The sequence below is a fragment of the Microbacterium sp. cf332 genome (assembly GCF_900102175.1).
In the GTDB taxonomy this organism is placed as follows: Bacteria; Actinomycetota; Actinomycetes; order Actinomycetales; family Microbacteriaceae; genus Microbacterium.
The window spans coordinates 437,437-462,723 of record NZ_FNKN01000002.1; the positions used below are offsets into that span (position 1 = coordinate 437,437).

25 protein-coding genes and 1 tRNA gene are annotated in these 25,287 nt (G+C 70.5%); 12 read left to right on the plus strand and 14 right to left on the minus strand.

The window, feature by feature from the left end; all coding sequences use genetic code 11:
* The first annotated feature begins 3 nt into the window (after nt 1-3).
* Nucleotides 4-903, plus strand: a complete 900-nt coding sequence (locus tag BLT21_RS09175; protein ID WP_091501281.1) for a rhomboid family intramembrane serine protease — start codon at nt 4-6, stop codon at nt 901-903.
* A gap of 75 nt (nt 904-978) precedes the next feature.
* Here BLT21_RS09175 and BLT21_RS09180 read toward each other — a convergent pair whose 3' ends face one another.
* Entirely contained in the window at nt 979-1,218 is a 240-nt protein-coding gene (locus tag BLT21_RS09180; RefSeq protein ID WP_023953414.1) for a cell division protein CrgA, read from the minus strand.
* Nucleotides 1,219-1,273: 55 nt separating this feature from the next.
* Here BLT21_RS09180 and BLT21_RS09185 point away from each other — a divergent pair, with 55 nt between their 5' ends.
* The 3 genes from BLT21_RS09185 to BLT21_RS09190 are packed head-to-tail and all read left to right on the plus strand — an operon-like array spanning nt 1,274 to nt 2,837.
* Nucleotides 1,274-2,047, plus strand: coding sequence for a class E sortase (locus BLT21_RS09185; protein WP_256336006.1), 774 nt, complete (start codon nt 1,274-1,276; stop codon nt 2,045-2,047).
* Nucleotides 2,047-2,205, plus strand: coding sequence for a DUF4175 domain-containing protein (locus tag BLT21_RS15525; RefSeq protein ID WP_143024963.1), 159 nt, complete (start codon nt 2,047-2,049; stop codon nt 2,203-2,205). The genes BLT21_RS09185 and BLT21_RS15525 overlap by 1 nt, the downstream gene beginning before the upstream one ends.
* Nucleotides 2,202-2,837 (plus strand): anthranilate synthase component II, encoded by a 636-nt coding sequence (locus BLT21_RS09190; protein ID WP_091501283.1) that lies wholly within the window; start codon nt 2,202-2,204, stop codon nt 2,835-2,837. Before BLT21_RS15525 ends, BLT21_RS09190 begins: the two co-directional genes overlap by 4 nt.
* Nucleotides 2,838-2,863: 26 nt before the next feature.
* On the opposite strand, the gene pknB is transcribed toward BLT21_RS09190, so the two are convergent.
* The 7 genes from pknB to BLT21_RS09225 form a co-directional block, all read right to left on the minus strand.
* Nucleotides 2,864-4,570 (minus strand): Stk1 family PASTA domain-containing Ser/Thr kinase, encoded by a 1,707-nt coding sequence (pknB, locus tag BLT21_RS09195; RefSeq protein ID WP_091501286.1) that lies wholly within the window; start codon nt 4,568-4,570, stop codon nt 2,864-2,866.
* 67 nt (nt 4,571-4,637) lie between these two features.
* Entirely contained in the window at nt 4,638-6,497 is a 1,860-nt protein-coding gene (locus BLT21_RS09200) for a serine/threonine-protein kinase (RefSeq protein WP_091501288.1), read from the minus strand.
* A complete protein-coding gene (locus tag BLT21_RS09205) occupies nt 6,494-7,951 on the minus strand; it encodes a peptidoglycan D,D-transpeptidase FtsI family protein (RefSeq protein ID WP_091501290.1) in 1,458 nt (485 codons plus the stop codon). The genes BLT21_RS09200 and BLT21_RS09205 overlap by 4 nt, the downstream gene beginning before the upstream one ends.
* The gene (locus tag BLT21_RS09210) at nt 7,948-9,273 is read right to left on the minus strand and encodes an FtsW/RodA/SpoVE family cell cycle protein (protein WP_091502197.1); all 1,326 of its coding nucleotides are present in this window, start codon (nt 9,271-9,273) and stop codon (nt 7,948-7,950) included. The genes BLT21_RS09205 and BLT21_RS09210 overlap by 4 nt, the downstream gene beginning before the upstream one ends.
* Before the next feature lie 56 nt (nt 9,274-9,329).
* Nucleotides 9,330-10,565 (minus strand): PP2C family protein-serine/threonine phosphatase, encoded by a 1,236-nt coding sequence (locus BLT21_RS09215; protein WP_091501292.1) that lies wholly within the window; start codon nt 10,563-10,565, stop codon nt 9,330-9,332.
* Between the two features lie 9 nt (nt 10,566-10,574).
* Entirely contained in the window at nt 10,575-11,132 is a 558-nt protein-coding gene (locus BLT21_RS09220; protein ID WP_091501294.1) for an FHA domain-containing protein FhaB/FipA, read from the minus strand.
* Nucleotides 11,129-11,869: an FhaA domain-containing protein gene (locus BLT21_RS09225; RefSeq protein ID WP_091501296.1), complete on the minus strand. Its 741-nt coding sequence runs from the start codon at nt 11,867-11,869 to the stop codon at nt 11,129-11,131. The genes BLT21_RS09220 and BLT21_RS09225 overlap by 4 nt, the downstream gene beginning before the upstream one ends.
* 141 nt (nt 11,870-12,010) lie before the next feature.
* Here BLT21_RS09225 and BLT21_RS09230 point away from each other — a divergent pair.
* The 5 genes from BLT21_RS09230 (at nt 12,011) to BLT21_RS15850 (ending at nt 17,096) form a co-directional block, all read left to right on the plus strand.
* Nucleotides 12,011-12,094: transfer RNA gene (locus BLT21_RS09230), tRNA-Leu, on the plus strand.
* A 61-nt stretch (nt 12,095-12,155) separates the two neighbouring features.
* Nucleotides 12,156-13,442: a sensor histidine kinase gene (locus tag BLT21_RS09235; protein WP_176786859.1), complete on the plus strand. Its 1,287-nt coding sequence runs from the start codon at nt 12,156-12,158 to the stop codon at nt 13,440-13,442.
* A 65-nt stretch (nt 13,443-13,507) separates the two neighbouring features.
* Entirely contained in the window at nt 13,508-14,254 is a 747-nt protein-coding gene (locus tag BLT21_RS09240) for a response regulator transcription factor (RefSeq protein WP_091501301.1), read from the plus strand.
* Between the two features lie 120 nt (nt 14,255-14,374).
* On the plus strand, nt 14,375-16,972 hold the full coding sequence (lanKC, locus tag BLT21_RS09245) for a class III lanthionine synthetase LanKC (protein ID WP_176786860.1): 2,598 nt from the start codon (nt 14,375-14,377) through the stop codon (nt 16,970-16,972).
* 1 nt (nt 16,973) lies between these two features.
* The gene (locus tag BLT21_RS15850) at nt 16,974-17,096 is read left to right on the plus strand and encodes a hypothetical protein (protein WP_256336007.1); all 123 of its coding nucleotides are present in this window, start codon (nt 16,974-16,976) and stop codon (nt 17,094-17,096) included.
* A 61-nt stretch (nt 17,097-17,157) separates the two neighbouring features.
* Here the strand turns inward: BLT21_RS15850 and BLT21_RS09250 are convergent, their stop codons facing one another.
* Together BLT21_RS09250 and BLT21_RS09255 are read right to left on the minus strand one after the other, a co-directional pair.
* Nucleotides 17,158-17,649: a GNAT family N-acetyltransferase gene (locus tag BLT21_RS09250; RefSeq protein ID WP_091501305.1), complete on the minus strand. Its 492-nt coding sequence runs from the start codon at nt 17,647-17,649 to the stop codon at nt 17,158-17,160.
* 173 nt (nt 17,650-17,822) lie between these two features.
* Nucleotides 17,823-18,494: an HAD hydrolase-like protein gene (locus BLT21_RS09255; protein WP_091501308.1), complete on the minus strand. Its 672-nt coding sequence runs from the start codon at nt 18,492-18,494 to the stop codon at nt 17,823-17,825.
* Between the two features lie 63 nt (nt 18,495-18,557).
* Between BLT21_RS09255 and BLT21_RS09260 the strand changes: the two genes are divergently transcribed.
* Entirely contained in the window at nt 18,558-19,430 is an 873-nt protein-coding gene (locus BLT21_RS09260; protein ID WP_091501310.1) for an aldo/keto reductase, read from the plus strand.
* Nucleotides 19,431-19,449: 19 nt separating this feature from the next.
* Here the strand turns inward: BLT21_RS09260 and nucS are convergent, their stop codons facing one another.
* The 3 genes from nucS to BLT21_RS09275 are packed head-to-tail and all read right to left on the minus strand — an operon-like array spanning nt 19,450 to nt 21,412.
* Nucleotides 19,450-20,148: an endonuclease NucS gene (gene nucS / locus BLT21_RS09265; protein ID WP_091501312.1), complete on the minus strand. Its 699-nt coding sequence runs from the start codon at nt 20,146-20,148 to the stop codon at nt 19,450-19,452.
* 9 nt (nt 20,149-20,157) lie between these two features.
* Entirely contained in the window at nt 20,158-20,757 is a 600-nt protein-coding gene (locus BLT21_RS09270; RefSeq protein WP_091501314.1) for a GNAT family N-acetyltransferase, read from the minus strand.
* Between the two features lie 40 nt (nt 20,758-20,797).
* Nucleotides 20,798-21,412 carry a CPBP family intramembrane glutamic endopeptidase gene (locus BLT21_RS09275; RefSeq protein WP_091501317.1) on the minus strand — a complete coding sequence of 205 codons (615 nt, stop codon included), beginning with the start codon at nt 21,410-21,412 and terminating at the stop codon, nt 20,798-20,800.
* A gap of 246 nt (nt 21,413-21,658) precedes the next feature.
* On the opposite strand from BLT21_RS09275, the gene BLT21_RS15530 reads away from it, so the two are divergent.
* A complete protein-coding gene (locus BLT21_RS15530; RefSeq protein WP_143024964.1) occupies nt 21,659-22,243 on the plus strand; it encodes a TetR/AcrR family transcriptional regulator in 585 nt (194 codons plus the stop codon).
* A gap of 632 nt (nt 22,244-22,875) precedes the next feature.
* On the opposite strand, the gene BLT21_RS09285 is transcribed toward BLT21_RS15530, so the two are convergent.
* On the minus strand, nt 22,876-24,156 hold the full coding sequence (locus BLT21_RS09285) for an MFS transporter (RefSeq protein ID WP_091501319.1): 1,281 nt from the start codon (nt 24,154-24,156) through the stop codon (nt 22,876-22,878).
* 56 nt (nt 24,157-24,212) lie between these two features.
* On the opposite strand from BLT21_RS09285, the gene BLT21_RS09290 reads away from it, so the two are divergent.
* A complete protein-coding gene (locus BLT21_RS09290; protein WP_091501321.1) occupies nt 24,213-25,271 on the plus strand; it encodes a LacI family DNA-binding transcriptional regulator in 1,059 nt (352 codons plus the stop codon).
* The last annotated feature ends 16 nt before the right edge of the window (nt 25,272-25,287 follow it).

Genomic DNA, 25,287 nt, shown 5'->3' on the forward strand with positions numbered 1-25,287 from the left:
TACGTGAGCGCGTCCGAGCTGCGGAGCAATCCCGACAACTTCTGTTACCGGCACCCCGATCGGCAGAGCTTCGTCCTCTGCCAGCGGTGCCTGCGCACGATCTGCGCAGAGTGCCAGACGCAGATGCCCGTCGGTGTGATCTGCCCCGAATGTCTGCGTGAGCAGCAGCAGAGCTCGGGCGCGCCGCGCGCCCGCCGCGCCCCCCGCATCCTGCGTGCGGTGCGCTCCGACGACTCGCGGCCCCTCGTCACCTACGGGATCATCGGCCTGACCTTCTTCGCGTTCGTCGTCGGGCTCATCCCCGGGGTCGGCGTGGCCGTGCGGAGCACGCTCGCCCTCTTCCCGCCGGCCCTGTACCCGGAGTTCACGGGCGTGTTCCAGCCGTGGCGGCTCTTCACCGTGCTGCTCGTGCACAGCGGATTCTGGCATGTGGGACTCAACATGCTCGCCTTGTGGATGCTGGGCCGCAGCCTCGAGCCGATGCTCGGGCGCGCACGATTCCTCTGGCTCTATCTGCTGAGCGGGCTCGGCGGTTCGGTCGCCGTCGTCCTGCTCGGTTTCGGGTCGACGGTCGTCGGAGCGTCCGGCGCCATCTTCGGCCTCTTCGGGGCACTGCTCGTGATCGGCCGCCACATCGGCGCGAACATCACCGGGATCGCCGTCATCCTCGGCATCAACCTCGTCATCACCTTCCTGCCGCTCCTCCTCGGATCGCTCGGCGGAGGCGGGGGAGTACAGGTGTCGTGGCAGGCGCACGTCGGAGGTCTGGCCGTCGGAGCGCTCGTCGGCGGGATCTTCGCGCGCACGCGCACGATCCGGACGCGACGGCTGCAGGTCTGGCTGCTCGGCGGGACCGCCGCGGCGCTCGTCGCTCTGCTCGCCGTGCCCCTCGCCCTCTACTGACGAAAGTTATCCACAGGTCTATCCCCAGGTGGGGATGGAATCACACCGGTGTGATTCGTTCGTGTGGAAAGTCGGTCAGCGCCACCGCGTGGTCATCAGGAAGCCCACGAACGCGATGCCGAATCCGATGACGAGGTTCCATCCGCCGATGCCGGGGACGGGCAGCGTGGAGTTGCTCAGGTAGAACACCAGAACCCACACGAGTCCGATGAGCATCAGACCCAGCATGATCGGCTTGAACCAGACCGGGTTAGGTGCGTCATCCGCGGGGCGTCGTTCCACGGTCGGGTCGTCGTGGTCGCTCGAAGATGCCATGGATGAATCCTAGCCTTCAGGCCCGTGATATCCCGGGCCGCTAAGCTTCCCGATCGTGGAGACCACCCGCACCGCGCCCGATCGCGGCCCTCGTGCGCGCCGGCACCCGCGTCGCCGGGCGACCGTCGTGAGCGTCCTCGGAGAGCTGCTGCTGACCGCGGGCGTGGTGCTGCTGCTGTTCGTCAGCTGGCAGATGTGGTTCGGCGACATGATCATCGGCTCGCAGAAGCAGGCCGAGGCATCCGCTCTCGCGCAGCAGTGGCAGACGGATGCCCGCGCGGACCCGCCCGCGTCGGACGAGGGCGGCGCAGACCCCGCGATCGTCCCCGTGCTGGGCGAACCGGGGGAGGGCGCGCAGTTCGGGGTGATGTTCGTGCCGCGATTCGGGCCGGACTGGCAGTTCACCATCGCGAACGGCACTGCCAAGAAGACGATCCTCGATGAGGGCTACATCGGTCACTACCCGGGGACGGCGATGCCGGGGGCTGAGGGGAACATGGCCGTCGCCGCGCACCGCTGGACCTCCGGTGCCCCCTTCGACCCGGTCGACCGGCTCGTCATCGGCGACGCCATCGTGGTGCAGACCCAGGACGGTTGGTACACCTACCGGTTCCGCAACGTCGAGTACGTGCAGGACACCGCGGTGGAGGTCCTCAACCCGGTTCCCCAGCAGGTGGATCTCAGCGCCAACGGCCGGTACCTCACCCTCACCAGCTGCGCTCCGAAGCTCAACATGCTCGAGCGCATCATCTCGTACGCGGTGTTCGAGGACTTCACGCCCATCACGGCCGGGCCCCCGGCCGCACTGACCGACGGGGTGGTCTCCTGATGTACGCCGCACTCTGGCGAATCCTGCCGGGGCCCTGGTGGGTCCGGCTCGTGCTGGTGCTGATTCTCGCGGCCGCCGTCGTGTACGCCCTGTTCTTCTGGGTCTTCCCGGCCGTCGCGCCTTTCTTCGTGCCCGGCGAGGAGTCGACGGTCGGGTGACGAAGGTCATCGTCGTCGACAACCACGACAGCTTCATCCACACCCTCGTGGGGTACCTCCACGAGCTCGGGGCCGAGACCGAGATGGTCGAGTCCGACGCCGTCGCACACCCGGGACGCCTTGTCACCGCTCATGACGCCGTGCTGGTCTCGCCCGGACCGGGCGCTCCCGAAGACGCGGGATCCTCGATCGAGATCGTCCGGGCAGCCGCGTCCGCCGGCGTTCCTCTGCTCGGTGTGTGCCTGGGGCACCAGGCGATCGCGGTGGCCTTCGGCGGACGCGTCTGCGAGGCGCCGGAACTCATGCACGGGATGACATCGGAGGTGCGTCACGACGGCTCGCCCCTCTTCGCGGGGATACCCGACCCGTTCTCGGCGGGCCGGTACCACTCGCTCGCGGTCGACCCCGCCGACGTTCCCGACGAGCTGCAGGTGACCGCGCGCACCGACGCCGGAACCGTCATGGCCCTGGCGCATCGCGAGCTCCCGATCGTCGGGGTGCAGTTCCACCCCGAATCCGTCCTCACCGACGGGGGATACCGCTTGCTCGGCAACTGGCTGGAGGACGTCGGACTCGACGGTGCGGCGCGGCGCGGAGCCGGCCTGCATCCGCATCGCGCCGACGGGCGCTGAGACGCACCGCGCCGGCGCGCGCTGGATCAGCTGCCGGTGCAGACCGTCAGCGCGACGGTCGATCCGATCGGCACCTCGCCGGGCGCGAGCGACTGCGACGCCACGGTCTGACCTCCGGCGCTCGCGGCGCAGCCCGGGTCTTCGACGATCTCGGGGACGAGCTGCAGCGACTCCTGCTGGAGCTCGCGTTGCGCTGCCTCGACGGTGTAGCCGGTGAGGTCGACGAGCGTCACGGTGCCGCTCGCTACGACGAGATTGACGGCGCTGCCCATCGCGAGCGACGAACCGGCCGCGGCCGATCCCTCGATGACCGTCCCTGCGGCCAAGGTGGGATCGTTTCGGGAACGGACGCTCCCGAGCTGCAGACCGACCCGCTCGAGCGCTTGCGTGGCCTCGTCGCGGGAGAGGTTCTGGAGGTTGGGCACGGTCGCCATCTCCTGGCCCGTGGAGACGTAGACGGTCACTCGCTGCCCCGGCGACAGCGTGATGCCCGCCGCGGGCTCGGTCTCGATCACGTCTCCCGCGGCGACGGTGTCGTCGCTGCGATCGGACCTGACGGGGGTCAGCTCCGCCTCCTCGATGAGGTTCTCGGCCAGGTCCCACGACCGGCCGGCCACCTCGGGCACCGTCCGCGATGTGGTCGGCACGGTCGGCTCGGTGTCGCGGAACGCGAGCACCCAGATGAGGACGGCGATGAGCAGAGCTGCCAGCACGGCGACGCCGGCCCAGATCCAGCTGACCGGCGGACCCGACTGCGTACGCCGCATCGTGGTGTCGGTGCTGAGCTGACGGAGGGAGCGGGCCGTCTCCGCGGCGTGCCGCGGGTCGGGTCCGTAGAGCTCGCTCGCGAGAGCGCCCATCTGCCGTTTGGTCGGCTGCTTGCCGCCGACCGCCTGGGCGAGGGCGCCGCGGAACTCCGTCGCGTCCTGGAAACGCTGGAACGGGCTCTTCGCGAGTGCGCGCAGCACGACGGCGTCCAGCGCGCGGGGTACCTGCTCGACGATCTCGGATGGAGGCAGGGGCGCTTCACTCACGTGCTGGTAGGCGACGGCGACCGGGGTCTCGCCGCGGAACGGCGCGCGTCCCGTCAGCAGCTCGTACAGGACGACGCCGGTCGAGTACACGTCGGCGCGAGCGTCGACGGGCTCGCCCTTCGCCTGCTCCGGCGAGAAGTACGCCGCCGTGCCGATGATCGCCGTGGTCTCGGCGACGGTGGACGACGAGTCCGAGACCGCGCGGGCGATGCCGAAGTCCATCACCTTCACCGAACCGGCATCGGTCACCATCACGTTGCCGGGCTTGATGTCGCGGTGCACGACTCCGGCGCGGTGCGAGTACTCGAGCGCCTCGAGGATGCCGTCGACGTAGCGGACCGCATCGGCCTCGCTGAGCGGTCCGGCCTCGATCATGTCCTTGAGCAGCCGGCCGGTGACCAGCTCCATGACGATGTAGGGGACCGGATGCTCGCTGCCGTCCGGGTCGGTCTCGACATCCTCGCCCGCGTCGAAGACGCGCACGATCGAGGGGTGCGACATGCGCGACGCCGCCTGGGCCTCGAGGCGGAACCGGGTGCGGAAGCCCGCATCGTCGGCGAGCTCGCGCTTGAGGATCTTGATCGCGACGTCGCGGCTGAGCGTGACGTCGTACCCGCGGTAGACGCTCGCCATCCCGCCACGGCCGATCGGTTCGTCAATGCGGTAGCGCTCTGACAGCACACGTTGCCCTGCTGACATGTCACTCCCTGCGTGCGACTCGTTCTCGGTGGATGGACTCATGGCGGGACCCGCGCCGGGTCGAGGACTAGTCGTCCTCGCCGCCGCCGTTGCCGCTGCCGTTCCCGCCGCCGTTGCCGTTCCCGTTCCCGTTGCCGCCGCCGTTGCTGGGCGGGGGAGTGGTCGCGGTCTGGATCGTCGCGGCCGCTTCGGGCGAGACGGGGGAGGTGCGGTCGCCGCTCTCGCCCGCGCACGTCACGGTGTACGTCACGGACAGGGCGCCGGAGTCGCCGACCGTGACGGGAGCGGGGCGCTGGTTCAGGCTGAAGCTCGAGGTCGTCTGACCGTTCGCGAAGGTGCCGCCGGAGACGGTGAACCGATACTCGGAGGGGGTGAGACCCGCGGGGCAGGAGTAGTTCGACCACATGACCTGCACGGTCGAGCCGGCCTGGACGCTCGTGACGTCCTGTCCGTTCGACTGGATCGTCGGTGCCGCGGGGGCGCTCAGGGGGCTCTGCTCGGCGTACGACGTGAGGGTCACGGTGTCGGAGGGCTGGACGTTGCCGAGCGGCACGACGTTGTAGACGAGTCCGACCTGATCCTCGCTGGGAGCGGCGTTCCCCGGCGCGCAGGTGACGTTCTCGAGGCCCGCCTGCGCGGCGACGGCCAGCGCGTCCTCGCACGTGCGTCCGGTGAGACCGAGGTCGTCGATGCTGATGGACGTCGGCGCGGTCGAGCTCGGCGCGCTCGAGGGCGTGTCGACCGGTGTCGCGGGGGTCGACTGCGACGGCGACGACGCAGCGGGATCGGGCTCGCCGTCTCCCGAGAGCAGCGCGATCAACGTTCCGCCGAGCACGATGACCAGCAGCGCGATCAACGCGACGAGCGGCCACGTCCACGGGCTGCGTTTGCGCTTCGGCCTCTCGGCGAGGTTGTCGTCGGCGGCCGCGACATCGGGGACAGCCCCGGCGGCACCGGCCGCGGCGAGGCCCGCCCCGGCGGCGGCCGCGCTGCCCGCGGGAAGCAGCAGAGTGGCGGTGTCGCCACCCCCCGAGGGGAGCAGCTGCGTGACGTCGCTCGTCCCGGCACCGGCGATGATCGCGGGAACGGCGGCGTGGGCTGCGGCGAGGTCGCCGCGGCGCAGAGCGGATGCCGCGCGCGCGACCGCGGAGGCCGAGGCGGGTCGATCGTCGGGCTTCTTCGCGATCATCGCCAGGATGAGTCGCTGCACGGGGTCGGACACCGTCGCGGGAAGCGGCGGCGGCTGCTCGTTGATCTGCGCCATCGCGATCGCGACCTGCGACTCGCCCGTGAAGGGACGCTTCCCCGCGACGGACTCGTACGCGACGATGCCGAGCGAATAGATGTCGGTCGCCGGCGACGCCGGGTGCCCCGAGGCCTGCTCGGGCGAGAGGTACTGGACCGTTCCCATGACCTGGCCGGTCGCGGTCAGCGGCACCTGGTCGGCGATGCGCGCGATGCCGAAGTCGGTGATCTTGACGCGACCGTCGGGCGTGATGAGCAGGTTGCCGGGCTTGATGTCGCGGTGCACGAGACCGGCCGCGTGCGCGGCCTGCAGCGCAGACGCGGTCTGCGCGACGATGTCGAGCGTCTTGTCGGACGAGAGCGAGCCCTCGCGCTCGAGGATCGTCGACAGCGCCTCGCCCGGGACGAGCTCCATCACCAGGAACGCGCTGCCGTTCTCCTCGCCGTAGTCGAAGACGCTCGCGATGCCCTCGTGGTTCACGAGCGCGGCATGACGGGCCTCGGCGCGGAAACGCTCGAGGAACCCGGGGTCGCCCATGTACTCGTCTTTGAGGATCTTGATCGCGACGGTGCGGCCGATGACGTGGTCGGTGGCCTCCCACACCTCGCCCATACCGCCGATCGCGATCCGCGAATCCAGTTCGTAACGCCCGCCGAAGCTCACGCCTTGCATCGGTCTCATCTGTTCAGCACCGCCTCGATAACCTTCTTCGCAATGGGGGCTGCGATCCCGCTGCTCGTCCCGGCCTGCCCCTGGCCGCCCCCGTTCTCGACCATCACCGTGACGGCGATCTGGGGGTCGTCCGCCGGCGCGAAACCGGTGAACCACAACGTGTACGGATCGCCTGGACCGTGCTCTGCAGTGCCCGTCTTTCCGGCGACATCGACGCCGTCTATTCTTGCACCGCTGGCTGCGCCGTCACGGACATTGGCGACCATGAGCGTCCGCATCTGGTCGGCGACGTCCTCGGTCAGCGCGCGTCCGAACTCGCTCGGATCGAACTTCTCCTGCACAGTCAGATCGGGTGCGACGACCGAGTCCAGCAACTGCGGCTTCATGACCATGCCGCCGTTCGCGATGCCGGCCGAGACCATGTTGATCTGCAGCGGGGTCGCGGTGACGTCGCCCTGACCGAAGCCCGACAGTGCGGTCCGCGCGTCGTTCAGTGCGCGGGGGTATTCCGATGCCGTCGACAGCAGCGGAATCTCGATCTGGCTGTTGAAGCCGAACTTCTCGGCCTCTTCGCGGATGGCGTCGTCGCCGAGCTCGACGGCCAGCTCTGCCATCGGGATGTTGCAGCTCAGCCGCAGCGCGTCGGCGAGGGTCACGGTCTCTCCGGGGCCGCACGTGCCGAGGTCGAAGTTGTGCAGCGTGTTGCTGGTGCCGGGGATCGTCCAGGTCGCGGGGTTCGGGAACGTCGACTGCGGCGTGTACTCACCCGACGACAGGGCCGCCGAGGCGACCACGAGCTTGAAGGTGGAGCCCGGCGGATTCAGGTCGCCACCGATGGAACGGTTGAAGAGGGGCTTGAGCGAGTCCGCCGCGAGCTCGTCGTACGACGCATTGACCCCCGCGGAGTCGTGAGAGGCCAGCAGGTTCGTGTCGAAGCTCGGGCTCGTGACCATGGCGAGGATGCGCCCGGTCGAGGGATCGCTCGCGATGACCGCGCCCTCGTATCCCTGCAGTGCGTCGTAGGCGGCGCGCTGAATTGTGGGGTCGACGGTCAGGAGCACGTTGGATCCCCGGGCGGGAGCGCCCGAGATGATCTGCTCGAGCCGGGCGAGGAACTGCGTGTCGTCGGTGCCCGAGAGCGACTGGTTCATGATCTGCTCGATGCCGGACGATGAGCCGAGCACCGGGTTGATCCACCCGGTGATGGGCGCCCACATCGCAGCATCCGTGTACTGCCGCTGCCACGTGTAGAGGTCGCCGCTCGGCACGGATGCCGCCACGACCGACCCGCCTGCGATGATCGACCCGCGCTGCACCTCGAACGAGTCGTACAGCGTCCGACGGTTGCCGGGGTTCTCGTTGAGGGCCTGGGCCTGGATCACCTGGATCCAGCTGGTCGAGATGAACAGGGCGAGGAACATCGCCAGCATCACGAAACTGAGTCGTCGCAGTTCCTTGGTCATCCGATCACCACCCGGGGTCGAGAGCGAACCGCATCCGAGATGCGGAGGAGGAGGGCCACGATGATCCAGTTCGCGACGAGCGACGAGCCGCCGGCGGCGAGGAACGGGGTCGTGAGGCCGGTGAGGGGGATCACGCGCGTCACGCCGCCCACCATGATGAACACCTGCAGGGCGATGGTGAACGACAGGCCGGTCGCGAGGAGCTTGCCGAAGTCGTCCTGACCCGCGAGGCCGATGCGCACACCGCGACTCGTGAAGACCATGTAGAGGCAGAGCAGGGCGAAGACGCCGATGAGGCCGATCTCCTCGCCGAGGCTCGGGAAGATGTAGTCGCTCTGCGACAGCGGCGTCATCCAGGGGCGGCCCTGGCCCAGGCCGGTGCCGATGAACCCGCCCTTCGCGAGGCCGTAGAGGCCGTTGACGAGCTGGAAGCTGCCCCCGGCCGCATCGATGTTCGCGGGGTCGAACGGGTTGAGCCAGTTCTGGAAACGGCCCTTGACGTAGGGCAGCACCTGCGAGGCGATCGCACCGCCGGCGACGACGAGGGTCAGGCCGATCATCACCCAGCTGGTCTTGCCGGTGGCGACGTAGAGCATCGCGATGAACATGCCGAAGATCAGGGTGCCGGTTCCGAGGTCGCGCTGCAGCACGATGATGCCGAGCGAGACCAGCCAGATCACGAGCACCGGCCCGAGTTCGCGGACACGCGGCCATGTGACGCCGAGGAATCGGGTGCCGACCGACGTCAGCGACTCGCGGGTGCGGACCAGGTACCCCGCGAAGAAGATCGCCAGGGCGATCTTCGCGAGTTCGCCGGGCTGGAACGACACGATCCCGCCGATCGAGACCCAGACGTCGGCGCCGGCTTCGAGACCGAGTCCGGGCACGAACGGAAGCAGCAGCAGTGCGATGCCGGCGAAACCGAAGACGTACGTGTAGCGGAACAGCACGCGGTAGTTGCGGAGCGCGAGGACCACGACGAGCGCGGCGACCAGAGCGATCGCGCACCAGACGATCTGTCGCACGGCCAGCATGTCCCAGCCCTGCGAGGTGCCCTCGAGGTCGATGCGGTAGATCATCGCGATGCCCACGCCCGACAGCAGCGTCGCGATCGGCACGACGAACGGGTCGGCGTCGCGCGCCCGCAGTCGCAGCACGACGTGGATTGCCAGGGCGAGCACGTCGAGCACGGCGCAGTACACGAGGAACGACGAGTCGATCGTGCCGTTCTTGCCCAGCTGCACGAGCGCGAGGGCGGCGGCGTTGATCAGGAACGCGAACAGCAGCAGGCCGAGCTCGCGATTGCGCTGGGTCTGCGGCATCCGCAGCCGGCGCAGCGCCTTGATGACCGAGGTGTCGGCCGAGACGGCGGTGCCGGTCACGATGAGTCTCCGTCCACGCGCAGGTTCTCGACGATCGACCGCGCCTCGGCGAGCGAGTCGGCCGTGATGGTCTGCTCGACGGCCTGCAGCTGGTACGGGGGCAGGTCTGCGAGGGGGATGCCCGTGTCCTCCTCCGGCGTGGAGAGCGAGATCGGTCCGATGCTCGGCGGGATGCCGCGGTAGATCACGACGGTGTCTTCGTCGACGCCGACGAAGTAGCGCGTCTGCGTCCAGCTGTATGCGGCGAAGAGTACGACGCCGATCGCGGCGAGGATGACGACGAAGCCGGCGAACCACGTGAGCCGTCGGCGCCGGGCACGCCGGCGATCCTCTTCGATGAGCTCTTCGAGGAACTCCGCGGCCGGCTCGAAGTGTGTCGGCTCGTTCGCGGCCTGACGGGCCGGGTGCAGCCAGCTGCTGCGCTGCGGTCGCGCGGCGGGGACCTCGATGCCCAGCGGATGCGAGGCGGATCCGACGACGGTGGGCGGACCGCTGAAGAGCGGATGCTGCCCGCCCACGTCGACAATGACGATCGTGACGTTGTCGGGAGCTCCGCCGTCGAGCGCCTGCTTGAGCAGGTTGTCGGCGGTGCGGCCGGGCGCCCAGCCCTGCCCGAGCACCTTCGCGGTGTGCGGATCGTCCACGACGCCCGAGAGCCCGTCCGAGCACAGCAGCCAGCGGTCGCCCGGCTGCGTGGGCATGATGAACGTGTCGATCTCGGGGTCGGGGTCCATGTCGCCCAGCACGCGCATGAGCACCGAGCGGCGCGGGTGGTACCGGGCCTCTTCGGGGGTGATGCGGCCGGAGTCGACCAGACGCTGCACGAAGGTGTGGTCTGTCGTGATCTGGGTGAGCGCCCCGTCGCGGAACAGGTAGAGACGCGAGTCGCCGATGTGGGCGATGACGGCGTACTCGTCGACCATGACGAGCGCGCTGACGGTGGTGCCCATGCCCGCCAGCTCCGGCCGGACCTTGACCGTGCTGATGAGCTCGGCGGCCGTGTCGGCGAGGGCGTCGCGCAGCGCGGCCTCCGCCTCGGTCGTCGAGGCGAATGCGTGGTCGAGGCCCTCGAGGCTGCGGACGGCGAGGCTCGACGCGACGTCACCGCCGGCGTGGCCGCCCATGCCGTCGGCGACCACGAACAGGTTCGAGCCGCAGAAACCCGAGTCCTGGTTGTTCGAGCGCACCTTCCCTGTATGCGAGATGGCGGCGCTGGAGCCTTGGAAGACCATACGGGCGGACTACTTCCGCAGTTCGAACGTCGTGGCGCCGACCTTGATCGGCGCGCCGATGACGACCGGGACGGGCGACGCGACGCGCTCGCCGTCGTGCCAGGTGCCGTTCGTCGAGTCGAGGTCCTGGATCATCCACTGGTTGCCCCACAGGACGAGCCGGGCGTGATGGCTCGACGTGTAGTCGTCGCGGATGACGAGGCCGGACTCGCTGGAGCGGCCGATCGTGAGCGGCTCCGAACCCAGCGGAAGCTCGAGTCCCGCCTTCGGCCCGCTCGTGATGACGATGCGCGCGACGGCGTCGGTCGTCGCCTTGCCGCCCTTCCCGGGTGAAGCGGGAACGCCGACCGCGCCCACGGCAGCGGTCGCGGCATCCGGGGATGCCGTCGGCGGACGGGTCACGGCGGGGGCTGCCACGGGTGCCGCGCCGGCGGCGGCCGGCTCGGGGAGCTTCCGCACCTTGACGCCGAACAGGTCGGCGCGCAGCGAGTAGACGACGGCGAAGACGAAGAACCAGAGCAGGACCAGGAAGCCGATCTGCAGCAGCAGGAGGGTGAGCGGACTCATCGGGCGTCACCTCGGGTGTCGTACATACGGGTCGCGTCGGCCGCGGACATACGCGGGCGCACGGGAGCCTGAGCCTGGGGCACCACGCGGAAGACGATGTCGGTGCGTCCGATCCGCACCACGCCGTCGACGGGCAGGGCGGCCTCGCTGACGCGCGAGCCGTTGAGCTGGGTGCCGTTGGTCGAGCCGAGATCGCGCACCATCGCGCGCTCGCCGTCCCAGAGGATCTCGACGTGCTTCCGGCTCGTGCCGGCGTCGGGGATCGTGATGTCGGCGTCGCTGCCGCGCCCGATGACGGTGCGGGCGGCGACGACGGGATGCCGCGTGCCGTCGATGTCGAGGACCGCCTGCCACGAGACACGCGCACCGGCCTCGGAGTTCGAGTCGACCCGGACGGTGCCCGTCGACAGCTGCGGGTCGGCGTGGAGAGCGACGGTCACGGCGCCCGAGAACGAGTAGCCCTGAGCGCGCGCGTGCTTCTCGACCAGGCCGCGCAGCTCGTCGAGCAGTGCGGGTCCGATCGCCTGCATCCGCTCGGCGTCGTTGTCGGAGAGGCGCACGATGAACGAGTTCGGAACGAGGATGCGGTCGCGGCTCACGACGGCGGCCTTCTTGTCGAGCTCGCTGCGGAGCGCGGACGCGATCTCGACGGGCTGGACGCCGCTGCGGAAGGTCTTCGCGAAGGCGCCGTTGACGGCACGCTCGAGACCCTTCTCGAAGCTGTCAAGTAGTCCCACGGGGCTCCTCAGGCAGGCGGATGGTTGCTTCATCGTAGTCAGGCAGGCTGAACGGAGGATGCATTGGGGGCCGGATCCCGGCTGGGGAGCGGTCTCCGGCGTGATATCCTCGGGAAGTTGAGTTCGTGGAAACACTTTCTCGCGCGAGTGGCGGAATAGGTAGACGCGCTGGCTTCAGGTGCCAGTGCCCGCAAGGGCGTGGGGGTTCAAGTCCCCCCTCGCGCACAGCGAGATGAAGGCCTCCGAACGGGAAACCGTTCGGAGGCCTTCGCCGTATCCGGGGGAGATGAATGTGTACGAGAAGTCCAAGTCGGCGGGGCCGACACTGAAGCGCGACCCCGGCGAGCGGCTGCTCGGCTCCACGCGGAGCGGTGCCGTGTTCGTGATCACCGTGTTCCTCGTGACGGTGGTCCAGACGCTGATGGTCCCGCTCGTCGATCTCGCCACGGCCCAGCTCCCGTGGCCGCTCGTGGTGCCTGCGGTGGTCGGCATCCCGCTCCTACTGGCGGGATGCGCCGTCCAGGCGATGGTCTTCCTGCTCCTCGACCGTCGGCCCGAAATTCCTGTCGTCGTGACGACCGCCGTCTACCTCGCGCTCGTGGTCGGCCTCGAGGTGCCGAGCTGGCTGTCGGGCATGAAGCTCGTGATCGCGCTCAGCCTCTTCTTCCTGGCGACGCGGCGCCGGGCGTACGTCTCGCTGCTCTGGCTGGTGGGCGTCTCGCTCGTGACGGTCGCGACGGTGACCCTCTGGGTGCTGTCGGTCGCCGAGGACGTGCAGTTCTCGATCGCTTTCGCCCTGGGAGAGGCGATGACGTTCATCGCCCCCGCGGCGGGTGCGGTCGCCCTCGGCATCTGGTGGGGCGCACAGAAGCGTCGGACGGAGATCGCCCGTGAGCGCGCCGAGAGCGCCGAGCGCGAGCACGAGCACCGCGTCGAGCAGGCGCGCGACCGCGAACGGACCCGCATCGCCCAGGAGTTGCACGACGTCGCCGGTCAGCACATCGCCGGTCTCATCACCTTGACCGACGCCGCGCTGCAGCTGGCCGCCAGTCGCCCCGACGACGCGCGGGAGCTCATGGCCGATGTGCGCAGCGAGGGCCGCTTCGCTGCGGCGAGCCTCGCCGGGGCGCTCTCCGACCTCCGGGCGGTGGGCGCCGAGCTGCCCGAGGTGACCGCAGACCTGCGCCGCCTCGACGAGCTCATCTCTTACTGGCGCAAGCGGGGCGTGGAGATCGACCTGGTGACCGCGGGTGACTTCGCCGACCTGCCGGCCGTCGTGTCCACCTCCGTCTACCGGTGCGTTCAGGAGGCGCTGACCAACGCGGCGAAGCACGCGCCCGGTGCTCCGGTGACCGTGACGGTGCGTCATTCGTTCGATCGACTGTCGCTGGTCGTCGAGAACGGCCGTGCCGACGACGGCCGCGTCCCGGTGGCCGGCCTCGGCCTCGGCTGGGGTCTCGCCGGAGTCACCGAGCGTATCGAGCTCCTGCGCGGTTCGCTTCGGACGGGGCCCACGCCGGAGGGCGGATGGCGCCTCGACCTGAATGTGCCGGTTCCGCCCATCACCGACTGACGAGCGGTGCGAGCATGCGGGACCCGCACCCCATGCCCCCGGATCCCGGGTGAGCGGCGGCGCGGGTGGCGTCGCACAGGCAGCGCATCCGGGTCCTCATCGCCGACGACAACCGGCTCGTCCGCAAGGGACTGCGCGCGCAGCTCGAGGCGAGCGCCGGCATCCACGTCGTCGGTGAGGTCGCCAACGGCATCGACGCGGTGCGCGTGGCACTGGCCGAGCGGGTCGACGTGGTCCTCATGGATCTGCAGATGCCCGGCCAGACCGGCCTCGCGGCCACCCGCGAGTTGACGCGAGCGCGCTCCTCGCCCGCCGTAGCGGTCGTCGTCATGACGGCGTTCGCCCGCGACCAGTACGTCACGGAGGCGCTGGATGCGGGTGCCGCGGGCTACCTGCTCAAGAGCCATGACTCGGATCAGCTGCTCGCCGCCGTGCGCGGCGCCGCTCGTGGCGATGCGATGGTCTCGCCCCGGATGACCCGCCCTCTCGTCCGGGAGTTCGTCCGTCGCGGTGCGGCGCCCGTGACGGACGACCTCATCGGCAGCCTCACTCCGGCCGAGCGGCGGGTCACGGCGCTCCTCTCGTCGGGAGTCACCCGGAGCGCCGACATCGCACGGCGCCTGCACGTGTCGGTGACGACGGTGCGTTCGCACCTGCAGTCGGCGCTGCGCAAGACCGGGCTCCACGACCGGACGCAGCTCGCCCTCTGGGGAGTCCGCAACGGTCTGCACCGTCCGCCCCGTCTCATGCGTTTTGATGAACTTCTGATCGACGACGCCGAGCCGGGCGAACAGCCGACATCCCCGGAATGACGCGGATGTCGCCGGTCGGCGATGCCTTCCCGCGTGCGGCGACGCCCTGCGCCGGCGCACTCTCCCGCGCCGCCTCCCGAAACACACTGTCGACCGCAGACACGACCCGGGGGGCACGACTTGGACGACATCCACCTGCGCTACACGACAGCAGACCCGCTGTTCTACGACGAGCCGCACGTCGACAGCGGCGCTCCGACCTTCGCGGTCGCCGACGCAGCCGGCTGGTCGCGTTCCGACGACGCGGTGTGGATCCACCACCATCGCGCGGGCACGTCGCTGCCGGAACAGGGGTGGAAGATCCACGTCAGCACGATCCCCGCCGAGGCGCAGGCGGTGCTCGACGCGGTCGCCCACTTCTGCCGGGTGACGGGAACCGCGTTCAAGCATCTGCGAGACGCCAGCCAGCTCGACCGCGTTCTGAGCAAGGAGGCGGAGCGCGCTTCGTCGGGAAAGTTCATCACGATCTATCCGCCGAACGACGAGGCCGCCCATTCCGCCCTCCTCGCCCTGGACGCCGAGATCGGCGGACGGCCGGGCCCGTACATCCTGTCGGACCTCCGGTGGCGCCGAGGACCGCTCTATGTCCGCTACGGAGCCTTCCGTCGGCAGCTGATCTCGCACGAGGGCGTCGACACGCTCGCCGTCCGCGACCTCGCCACCGGCCGACTCGTGCCCGACGTCAGGACGCACGCGTTCCGTGTGCCCGCGTGGGTCACGATCCCCCCGTACCTCGTCGCGGAGCACGAGGCACTCACGCTGCCAGCACCGGCGGGCTTCCCGGCGGTGACGCGCGCCCTCCATCACTCCAATGCCGGCGGCGTCTACGAGGCCGTGATGGACGGGCGCCCGGTCGTGCTCAAAGAGGCGCGGCCGCACGCGGGGTTCACCGCCGACGGACGGGACGCCGTCGCCCGCCTCCGCGACGAGGCATCCGTGCTCCGGAAGCTCAGCGGACTGCCGGTGCCGCGTGTGCTGGCGACCTTCTCGGGCTTCGGGCACGAGTTCGTCGCGCTGGAGCGGGTCGACGGCATTCCGCTGTCGGAGGCGTTGGTGGCTCGGCATCCACTCATCCGCGACGGCGGTCGCGCGGCGCGGGAGGAGTACCGGACCTGGGCGCTCGGCGTGGGCCGGGCGGTGCGGGCGGCGCTCGACGCGCTGCACGCGCGCGGCCGCACGCACGGCGACCTGCATCCCCGTAACGTCCTCGTCGACGACGGCGGCGCCGTCACGCTCATCGACTTCGAGGCGTCGGCGACCGTCGGCGACGACGCACCGGCGTGGATCGGCGCACCGGGCTTCGTCCCGCGGACGCACCGAGACGCCGTTGCCCGCGACCGGTACGCGCTCGCGTGCATCGAGCTCTTTCTCTTCGTTCCCCTGACGACGCTGATCGGACTCGGCCCGGACAAGGCCCGCGACCTGCTCGATGCGGCGCGTACGGACTTCGACCTCGATGGACCGTGGGTCGCCGACCGGCTCGCGGTGATCTCGCACACGACGCCCGAGGATGGCGCGGGCGAGGCGGCGAAAAGGGCCCGGCACGGGGCCGCGGGGGAGGGGAGGCGCATCGACGCGACCGCCGTCGTCGCGGCGCTGCGCGTCGACGCGACGCCTCAGCGCGAGGACCGCCTGTGGCCGGGCGATCCTCGGCAGTTCGCCCAGCCCGCCTACGGGCTGGCGCACGGAGCCCTCGGCGTGCTCGCGGCGATGGGCGAGGCGGGCGAGCGGCCGAACGGCGACCATCGGCGCTGGGTGGCCGGTGCACTGCGGCGCGCGTCATTCCGCCCCGGCCTCATGGACGGAGTCGCGGGCGCCGTATGGGGGCTGCGCCGGCTCGGCGAGGACGCGGCAGCCGATCTGTTCCTGTCGCAGCTGCGCCGCACCGAGAAGGAGCACCTCCCGTCCGACCTCGCGACGGGTCTCGCCGGGATCGGCATCGGCCTGGTGAGCGAGATGGACCGCGCCCCCTCGGTCATCGACGACGCCGCCTCGATCGCCCGCATCCTCGCCGCGCGGCTCATGGCCGACGAACCCCGCACCTCGGTGCCCACCGGTCGCGGCGGACTGCTCGCGGGCGCCACCGGCACCGCCCTCTTCGCGCTGCGCCTCTACGAGCGCACGGGCGACGCCGCGCATCTCGCGCTCGCCCGACGTGCGATCGATCACGACATCGTCTCGCTCACCGACACGGGCGACGGCGCCCTCCAGATCGATGAGGGCTGGCGTTCGATGCCGTACCTCGCGCACGGGTCGGCGGGGATCGGCGCCGTGCTCGTCCAGCTCGCCCGCCATCTGCCCGGAGACGATCGGCACGGGGCCACGCTCGACGGCATCGCACGGGCCGCCGCCGTCCCCTTCGTCGTGCAGGGCGGGCTCTATGCCGGGAGGTCCGGGCTCATCGCCTTCCTCGCACTGCTCGAGGCCGCGGGACACGGATCGCCGGAGCTGCGCGCTGCTCGTGACGCGCACGTGCGCGCGCTCCGGCTGCACGCGATCCACCGGGACGACGGCACCCGGTTCGCGGGCGACGGCAACCTCCGGGCATCGTGCGACCTCGCGACGGGATCCGCCGGCGTGCTCGTCGCCCTCGAAAGCCACCGGGCCGCCTCGGCCGGAGAGCCGGTGGGTTTCGCCGGCATCCCGCTGCTGACGGCGCCCGGTTCCGACGCCGTGTCGATCCCGGCACGGCCGCCATCCGCGAGAGGAGGTGAATGAAATGGGCTACATCCTGTCACTGCAGGAGCTCGAACGTCGCGACGGTCAGCTCCGCGACGCGGAGCTCGTGAGCTACGCCAGCGCGTCGATCTGCCGCAGCAGCGCGTCGAGCACGGTCTGCTGAGCTCGGGCGGGATGGCGGGAGCACCCCGTCATCCCGTCTCGCTCGACCGTCGGATGCCGATTCAGATGCCGTCGAGGGTGGGCGGCAGGGCGAACACCAGCTCGTCGATCTCCTCGCCGCGGGCGGGCGCGTACGAGCGCTGCCGCCGGATCTCGCTGAATCCGTTCTTGCGGAGCACCGCGACGGATGCCGCGTTGTCGGCCGCCACACGCGCATACAGAGGACGCTCGCCCTCGCGCGTGACCAGCAGGCGCAAGGCGGCGGAGGCGACGCCCCGCCCCCGCGCGTGGCGGGCGATCCAGTACGTCACTTCGCGGTCGCCGTCGACCGTGAAGGCCGCCGCGGTTCCCGAGAAGCCGCCGTCCTCCGTCACCACCAGCATCGTGACGCGATCGTCGGAGCGATGGCGTTCCAGCCAGGCGTCGAAGGCCGAGCGGTCGGACGGGTCGTCCGCCGTGAACGCGGCCTGTCGCACGGCGTCGGGGTCTCGCATCATCTCGAACACGGCGTCCGCGTCGTCGTCATCGAAGGGTCGCAGGTCAACGTGAGCCACAGCGGCACGTTACGCGGATGAAACGCGTCTCATCTGCGGGTATCGGAGCGACGCGAAGATCAGTACAGTGGTCCCCGTCACGCACTGCGTGACGTATCCGGGGGGATCCGTCGACGCCCGGGCGCTGCATTCTGGCACGCAGCCCGGGCGTCGAATGGGGGAGGCCTCGACGTTCAGCCGGCGGGCAGCAGCAGTGCGCGGAGCGCGTCGATGTCGTCGGCGATCCCGATGGCGCCGCGGGCCTCGTCGGGGGTGCTGAAGCCCCACGAGACGAAGACCACGGGCACGCCGTGCTCGGCTGCGCCCTCGACATCGTGGTGACGGTCGCCGATGAGCACGGGACGCGACACGTCGACGCCGTCGGCGGTCAGGCGCCGCAGCGCCTCGCCCACGACATCCGCCTTCGAGCTCAACGTCTTCTCGTCACTCGTCGCGCCGACGATCTCACGCAGCCGCGGGGCGAGCCCGAAGTGCTCCATGAGCGCCCGTACCTGGACCTCGGGCTTCGAGCTCGCGGTGGACTGGGGGACATCCGCCTCGTCGAGCTCGACCATCAGGTCGGCGACGCCGGGGTAGAGGCGAGCACCGGTGGTGTAGCCGTCGGCCTTGCCGAGCACCCGGTAGAACGACACCGCCTCGGTGGCCTTCTCCGGCGTCATCCCGAGATTGTTCTGGAACGACTCGTGCATCGGGGGGCCGATCCAGTCGATCAGCTGGTCGCGCGTCGGGGCCGGGTGGCCGAAGTGCGCGAGCGTGATCGTCAGACGGCGCAGGATGCCGTCGGAGGCATCGACGACCGTGCCGTCGATGTCCCACAGCACGCAGGAGAACGGCGAACGGGTCATGTCTCCACCCTACGTTCCGCGCCGTGCGGGAATGTCTCGGCCGCTTCGCGCGCTGACCTCTCCATGACGACATCCAGCACGTCCTCAGCCCACGCTTCCGGCACCTTCCGCATCGGCGGCGACCTCGAGGTCAACCGCCTCGGCTACGGCACGATGCAGCTCACCGGCCCCGGCGTCTGGGGCCCGCCGAAGGACCACGACGAGGCGATCCGCGTGCTCAAGCGCGCCGTCGAGCTCGGCGTGAACTTCTTCGACACCGCCGACTCCTACGGCCCGTACGTCGCGGAGGAGCTCCTGAAGGAGGCCCTGCACCCCTACGGCGACGACGTCGTGATCGCGACAAAGGCGGGACTCACCCGCACGGGCCCGAACGAATGGCCGCCCGTCGGGCGCCCCGAGTACCTGCGTCAGGAGGCCGAGATGAGCCTGCGCCGCCTCGGTCTCGAGCGCATCGACCTGTTTCAGCTGCACCGCATCGACCCGCAGGTGCCCCTCGAAGACCAGGTCGGCGAGCTGAAGAAGCTGCAGGACGAAGGCAAGATCCGTCACATCGGTCTCTCGGAGGTCACAGTCGACGAGGTCCAGGCCGCGCAGCAGATCGCGACGATCGTCTCGGTGCAGAACCTCTACAACCTGCAGAAGCGGGATGCCGAAGAGCTGCTCGACTGGTCGACCGAGCAGGGCATCGCCTTCATCCCGTGGTTCCCGCTCGCGACCGGCGGCCTGACCGGATCGGACTCGCCGCTCAGCGAGCTCGCCGAACGCAAGGACGCCACGCCCGCGCAGATCGCGCTCGCCTGGCTGCTCAAGCGCTCGCCGGTGATGCTGCCGATCCCCGGCACCTCGAGCGTCGACCACCTCGAGGACAACCTGCGCGGCGCCGAGATCGAGCTCACCGACGACGAGTTCGCGGAGCTCTCGAAGCTCGGATCCTGACTGTCGCGGGCGCGCCGCGTCAGAACAGGCGCGGCGCGCCCGACTCGATGCCCTTCATGGCGTCGTAGTCGAGGGTGACGCAGCGGATACCGCGGTCGGTAGCGAGCACCTTGGCCTGAGGCTTGATCTCCTGCGCAGCGAAGACGCCCGTCACGGGCGCGAGGTGCGGGTCGCGCCCGAGCAGCTCGAGATAGCGGGTCAGCTGCTCGACGCCGTCGATGTCACCCCGGCGCTTGACCTCGACCGCGATCGTGCCGCCGGCGGGATCGCGCAGCAGCAGGTCGACCGGACCGATCGCGGTGGGGAACTCCCGACGGACGAGCGTGAGATCCTCACCGATCACCTCGACCTGCTCGGCGAGCAGGCGCTGGAGGTCGGCCTCGACGCCGTCCTTGATGAGACCGGGGTCGACGCCGAGCTCGTGCGACGAGTCATGGATCATCTCGTAGATGCGCACGACGAGGGTGTCGCCCGACTTCGCGTGGGTCACCCGCCACTGCTCGACGACCTGCTCCTCGACATCCGGATCGTCCTCCGGCGTCTCGACGGTGAGCGTGCAGGGCGGGCTCATCCAGTTCAGCGGTTTGTACGACCCGCCGTCGGAGTGCACGAGCAGGCTGCCGTCGCCCTTGTGCACCAGCAGCCGGGTAGCCAGCGGAAGGTGAGCATTGAGGCGCCCCGTGTACTGGACGGAGCAGCGGGCGATGACCAGACGCACCCGTCGAGCCTAAGCGTTCTCGCCCTCGGTGCGCGTCCGGGCACCGCCCGCGTGGGGTTCGACCTCGTCCGAGACGGGAAGTTCATAGATGATCTCGAGGCCGTCTTCCTCATCCCACTGCTCGCCCCGCTCGACGAAGCCGTAGCCGTCGATAAGCGCGCGAGACGCCGCGTTGTCCGGGCTGATGGTCGCTCGTACGGTGCTGACGCCGGGCTGGATGCGCGCGACGTGCAGGAGGATCTCGAGCGCCCGCCGCGCATAACCGCGGCGACGCAGCGCGGGATCGACGCGGTAGCCGACCTCGACCATGCCGGTCGCGTCCGGCGGCCCGTGGAAGCCGGCCACCCCGACGGGCGCGTCGAGATGGGTGTCGACGATCAGTCGGGTGATCCACGGGGCATCGCCGGGGGCATCTCCCACCTGAGCGCTGCGATGCCGCCAGAGCCCGGCGCAGTCCGGACCGGTGAGGAACGGAGTCGCGTAGCGGGCGGCGAGCTGCCGGCTGCGGCCGGACGCGAGCGCATGGAGCGCCTGTTCCGGGATCATCTCGAGGCGGACGGTCGAGATGCCGGGATCCGGATGATGCCAGGGCTGCGCGGAGATCGTCATCGCGGACGATCCTGGCAGAGCATCGGCCCCGCGAGCGCGTTCATCGCAGTTGCGCCGCGACGGTGGGGATGAGGATCGGCGCATTCACCGCCGCGTGGAGGAGCATGCAGGCGACGAGGTTGCGTCGCCAGAGATAGAGGACGTAGATCGCGACCGTGCCGCTCGCGTGGTACAGCAGCCATTCCGGGCCGAAGGTGACCAGGTGGGGCAGCACGAAGAACGGAAGCGTCGTGGCGACCGCGACCCAGCGTCGCCCGGTCAGCTCGATCAGTCGTTCGAGCGGGTAGCCGCGGAACAGGATCTCCTCGAAGATCGCGGCGCTCAGGATCATCGCGACGACCGTCAGGACCGGAAGTGCGGCGATGGTCGCGGAACCGGAGTCCGTCACCTCCTGCGGGCGGATCAGCTGCGCCAGCCAACTCCAGGTCATGGCGGCCCCGAAGAAGATGAGTGCCCATTCGAGGTCCTTGCCCGTCGGCCTCACGATGCGCAGCGACGACAGCCGGCGCCGCTCGACACCGAAGACCCACGCGAGGATCAGCGCCGCGGCGAGGGCGTTCCAGAACACGGCCGCCGCAGGCCCGTCCAGGCCGATCGCTGCGAGCGCGGGACGTGGGTCGACGCCGGCCCCGCGAAGGATCTGTGGCAGCCACATTGGCGACCACGCCAGAGCGATGCCGACGAGCGCGGTCGCCCACGCGGTCGCCCGGCGGCGGGGCTGGTGCGGTTGGTGCGGTTGATGCGTTCGGTGCGGCCGTTCGCCCGGTCGTCGCCGGGGCGCTCCTCGTCCCGACTGGGACACCGCCGGCTCCGGGGAGGGGTGCGCTTCTGACTCCACGGAATCAGAGTAGCGGCTCTAGAGTAAACGCTCTAGTAATCAGTAGCGGGCTATCGTGTTCCCGTGCCACGCCGTCGCGATCCCGAGCGCTTCGAGGAGCGACGCGCGGTGATCCTGGATGCCGCGGCGGCGGAGTTCGCGGCATCCGGCTACGTTGCTGCCACCACGGCATCGATCTACCGTCGCGCGGGGGTGTCATCGGGGACGCTGTTCCACTACTTCCCCACCAAACTCGACCTGGTTCTCGGAGTGCTGGAGTCGGGGCGCTCCGAGACGGCCCGGGTGCTCAGCCAGATCGGGGAAGCGACCGCGGGCGAGGATGCCGTCCTGGCCTACGCCGCCCACGTCGAAGCCGAGCTCGCCGATGAGCTGTACCCCGGTCTCGTCCGGGCGGTCGGCGACGTCGAGCGGCTCGAGCCGGTGCGCGCGGTGCTCGCGGCTGAGACGGCGGTGATCGACGAGTTCCTCGCGCATCACCTCGCCCGGCACCTCGAGGTCGATCCGTCGGCGTGCCGCTCCGATGCACGCGCCGTTCGCTGGCTGCTCGACGGAGCGTCGGGCGATGCCCTCGCCGAGCCGATCCCTCCGGGATCCCTCGTCGACGCCGTGCGGACTCTGCTGACCGGGATGTCCCGCCCTCCGCTGTAGACCCCGCCTCCGTTCCGGTGACCGGGTACCTGTGCCACGTGGCCGGCGCGAGGTCTCCGTGACCGGTGCGAGGTGTCCGTGGGCGATGTCTGCAGCCGGTGACCTGCCGTCGTTCGGAGGCGTGGCGGCGCGGCGAGTCGTGCCGTCCGCAGGCTCACTGCCGCTTCAGCAGCTTGAGCCGACACCAGGACCGAGCTCAGCCTGTCGACGGAACCCGCGGGCGCGGGACCACGTCCGGTCGCGGTCGGGCTCACGCGGAGATCCGGCGGGACCCCAAGCACGCCCGCGGTGCTGCGTGCGGCTCGGCCCCCGTGCCGCCGACAGGCTCAGCGATGTCGACGTCGCTAAAGCCGGGCGGAGGGCCGGGTTGAGCCTGTCGACGGGACGAGATCCGTCGGGTCGCGGGTTCGGTGCGCGCGCGGCGAGGTCGGTTGCGGAGGCCGGGTCGGGATGAACGGCCAGGCGCGGGGACCTGGCCGCGGTTGTGCCGTCGACAGGCCCCCTGCCCTCGGGGGAGCCGAGAACGGGTGGGCGGTGGGGTTGGGCCTGTGGACGGGACGGCTTCGGGTGGGACGATGGGCTGGGACGGCGGGCCGGGGCCGACCGGGACGGAAGGCGACCGCGGCCGGGGGTCAGTGGCGGCCGGCGCCGACCTTGGCTCCGGGCAGGGGTTTGGCGGCCGACGAGGCGAGGCCCGACGCCGCGACGAGCACGACCAGGATGAACAGCGTCGGCAGCAGGCCGATGTGGTCGCTGATGAAGCCGAGGATGGGCGGGCCGCACAGGAACGCGACGTAGCCGATCGTCGCCGCGGCGCTCACTCGCGCGGCGGCGTGGGCGGGGTCGTCGGCGGCGGCCGACATCCCGAGCGGGAACCCGAGCGACGCGCCGATGCCCCACAGGGCCGCGCCGACGAATACGAGCGGCAGGTTCGGAGCGAGGATGAACAGCAGGATGCCGGCGGTTGCGGCCACCGCGAGCACACGCAGCGTCGCGACCCGGCCGAACCGGTCGACGAGCGGACCGCCGAAGGTACGCACGACCGTCATCGAGACGCTGAACACGGTGAGGGCTGCAGCGCCCAGGGCCGCGGAACCGCCCTCGTGCTCAACGACGCCGAGGGCCAGCCAGTCGTTCGCGCCGCCCTCGGCGAACGCCATGCCGAGCATGATGATGCCGAGCGTGTACGTCCGCGGCTCGCGCCAGGCCGACAGCGACACCGCGAGACGCTCGCGCCAGCCCGGGCCGCGGCCGGACCCGGCCCCGGCCGCGGCGCCCGTCTCGTCGCCTGCGGCGGATGCACCATCGGCTGCTGCGGCATCCGTGACGGCGCGTCGGGGGACGCTCGCGATCGCGACGACCGCGAGCACGACGATGAGCGCCGCCATCGTGACGGCATGGATCGCGACGCTGATCCGCAGTCCGGCGGCGATCGCGCCCAGGCCCGCGCCGATGACGGTCCCGAAACTGAAGAAGGCGTGGAACAGCGGCAGGATGGTCTTGCCCGAGTGCGTCTCGATCGCGGCTCCGTCGACGTTCATCATCACGTCGAGACACCCGTTGCCGAACCCGAACAGGGCCAGCCCGACGACGAGCATCGCGTAGGAGTGGAAGAAGCCCGCCCCCAACCCGAGCACGGCCAGACCCACCGAGAGCGTCATCAGCATGCCGAACATCCCGGTTCGGGTGCCCAGGCGCGCGATGACGACCGAGCTCGCCGACAGCCCGAGGATCGACGCGATCCCCATCGCGAGCAGCGCCAGGCCGATCTCGCGGTTCTCGATGCCGAGGTCCGCCTTGATCGAGGGGACGCGTGCCGCCCACGTCGCGATGCTCAGGCCGCTCGCGGCGAAGATCGCGAAGACGGCGTTGCGCCAGCGCAGGTAGACGGAGCGGGAGAGCACATCGGTCACCGGGCCAGCGTACCGAATCGATTCGATTCATCGCGAGGGGCGGGTACGATCGGGGCGTGAACGCACGCCGGCCCACCATCTCGGACGTCGCGCACGCGGCCGGGGTGTCGCCCTCGACGGCGTCGGTCGTCTTCAGCGGCAAGACGCCGGTCAGCGAGGCGACCCGCGCGAAGGTCCTGGCGGCCGCCGCTGATCTCGGATACCTCGGCCCCGATCCGCGGGCGGCCTCGCTGCGCCGCGGACGCAGCGGCATCATCGGCGTCGTCAGCGGGGGGCGACTCGGCAGCGTGTTCGGCGACCCCGTGATGCGCACGACGATGGACGCGCTCGCCGACGCGGTCGCTCCGATCGGCGCGGGGCTGCTGCTGCTCCGTGAGGGCAGCGTCGTCGCGGGCGAGCCGACGCTCATGACCGCGCCGATCGACGCCGCGGTGCTGATCGGATGCAGCGCGCTGCTGCGCGATCATCTCGCGAGCGTCCGTGCCCGCGGCATCCCCGTCGTCGTGATCGAGGGCGACGGGGGAGAGGGCGTGCCCCGCATCGCGCTCGACAACCGCGAGGCGCAGCGCGTCGCGGCCGAGCACGTGCGCGATCTCGGCCACACGGACGTCGTGGCCGTCACGATGCCGGTGCGATGGGGCTCGGAGTCGGGCTGGCTGTCGCGGGACGACGAGAGCTCGACCTCGGTGGACGTGGTCGCCGACCGGCTCGCCGGTTTCCGCGACGTGTTCCCGGATGCCGCCGCCTACGCCGCCGTCGACAGCTCGATCGACTCGGGCGCCGCGGTCGGGCGAGCCCTGTTCTCCAGCGAGGGTCCGCGGCCGACCGCCGTGGTCGCGCAGAGCGACCTGCTCGCCGTCGGGGTGCTGCGCGCGGCCGAGGAGGCGGGACTGCGGGTGCCCGACGACGTCAGCATCACGGGCTTCGACGGCATCGTCGTCGATGGCCTCGCGCCGTACGAGCTGACGACCCTCGTGCAGCCCGCATGGGAGAAGGGTCGGGCGGCGGGTGAAGCGGTCGCTGCGCTGCTGCGGGACGACACGCCCGACTCGCGCTGGTTCACGAGTACGTTCCGTCTCGGGAACACGACGGGCCGAGTGCCAGCCGGGTCCTGATTCCGGGCCCAGAGCA

What these genes read in the sequence shown, in the direction of transcription:
- BLT21_RS09180 (WP_023953414.1), bottom strand. Translation starts at nt 1,218, where the DNA reads ATGGCATCTTCGAGCGACCACGACGACCCGACCGTGGAACGACGCCCC.
- BLT21_RS15525 (WP_143024963.1), top strand. Translation starts at nt 2,047, where the DNA reads ATGTACGCCGCACTCTGGCGAATCCTGCCGGGGCCCTGGTGGGTCCGG.
- pknB (WP_091501286.1), bottom strand. Translation starts at nt 4,570, where the DNA reads ATGTCAGCAGGGCAACGTGTGCTGTCAGAGCGCTACCGCATTGACGAA.
- BLT21_RS09200 (WP_091501288.1), bottom strand. Translation starts at nt 6,497, where the DNA reads ATGAGACCGATGCAAGGCGTGAGCTTCGGCGGGCGTTACGAACTGGAT.
- BLT21_RS09205 (WP_091501290.1), bottom strand. Translation starts at nt 7,951, where the DNA reads ATGACCAAGGAACTGCGACGACTCAGTTTCGTGATGCTGGCGATGTTC.
- BLT21_RS09210 (WP_091502197.1), bottom strand. Translation starts at nt 9,273, where the DNA reads ATGCCGCAGACCCAGCGCAATCGCGAGCTCGGCCTGCTGCTGTTCGCG.
- BLT21_RS09215 (WP_091501292.1), bottom strand. Translation starts at nt 10,565, where the DNA reads ATGGTCTTCCAAGGCTCCAGCGCCGCCATCTCGCATACAGGGAAGGTG.
- BLT21_RS09220 (WP_091501294.1), bottom strand. Translation starts at nt 11,132, where the DNA reads ATGAGTCCGCTCACCCTCCTGCTGCTGCAGATCGGCTTCCTGGTCCTG.
- BLT21_RS09235 (WP_176786859.1), top strand. Translation starts at nt 12,156, where the DNA reads ATGAATGTGTACGAGAAGTCCAAGTCGGCGGGGCCGACACTGAAGCGC.
- BLT21_RS15850 (WP_256336007.1), top strand. Translation starts at nt 16,974, where the DNA reads ATGGGCTACATCCTGTCACTGCAGGAGCTCGAACGTCGCGACGGTCAG.
- BLT21_RS09255 (WP_091501308.1), bottom strand. Translation starts at nt 18,494, where the DNA reads ATGACCCGTTCGCCGTTCTCCTGCGTGCTGTGGGACATCGACGGCACG.
- BLT21_RS09260 (WP_091501310.1), top strand. Translation starts at nt 18,558, where the DNA reads ATGACGACATCCAGCACGTCCTCAGCCCACGCTTCCGGCACCTTCCGC.
- BLT21_RS09270 (WP_091501314.1), bottom strand. Translation starts at nt 20,757, where the DNA reads ATGACGATCTCCGCGCAGCCCTGGCATCATCCGGATCCCGGCATCTCG.
- BLT21_RS09275 (WP_091501317.1), bottom strand. Translation starts at nt 21,412, where the DNA reads ATGTGGCTGCCACAGATCCTTCGCGGGGCCGGCGTCGACCCACGTCCC.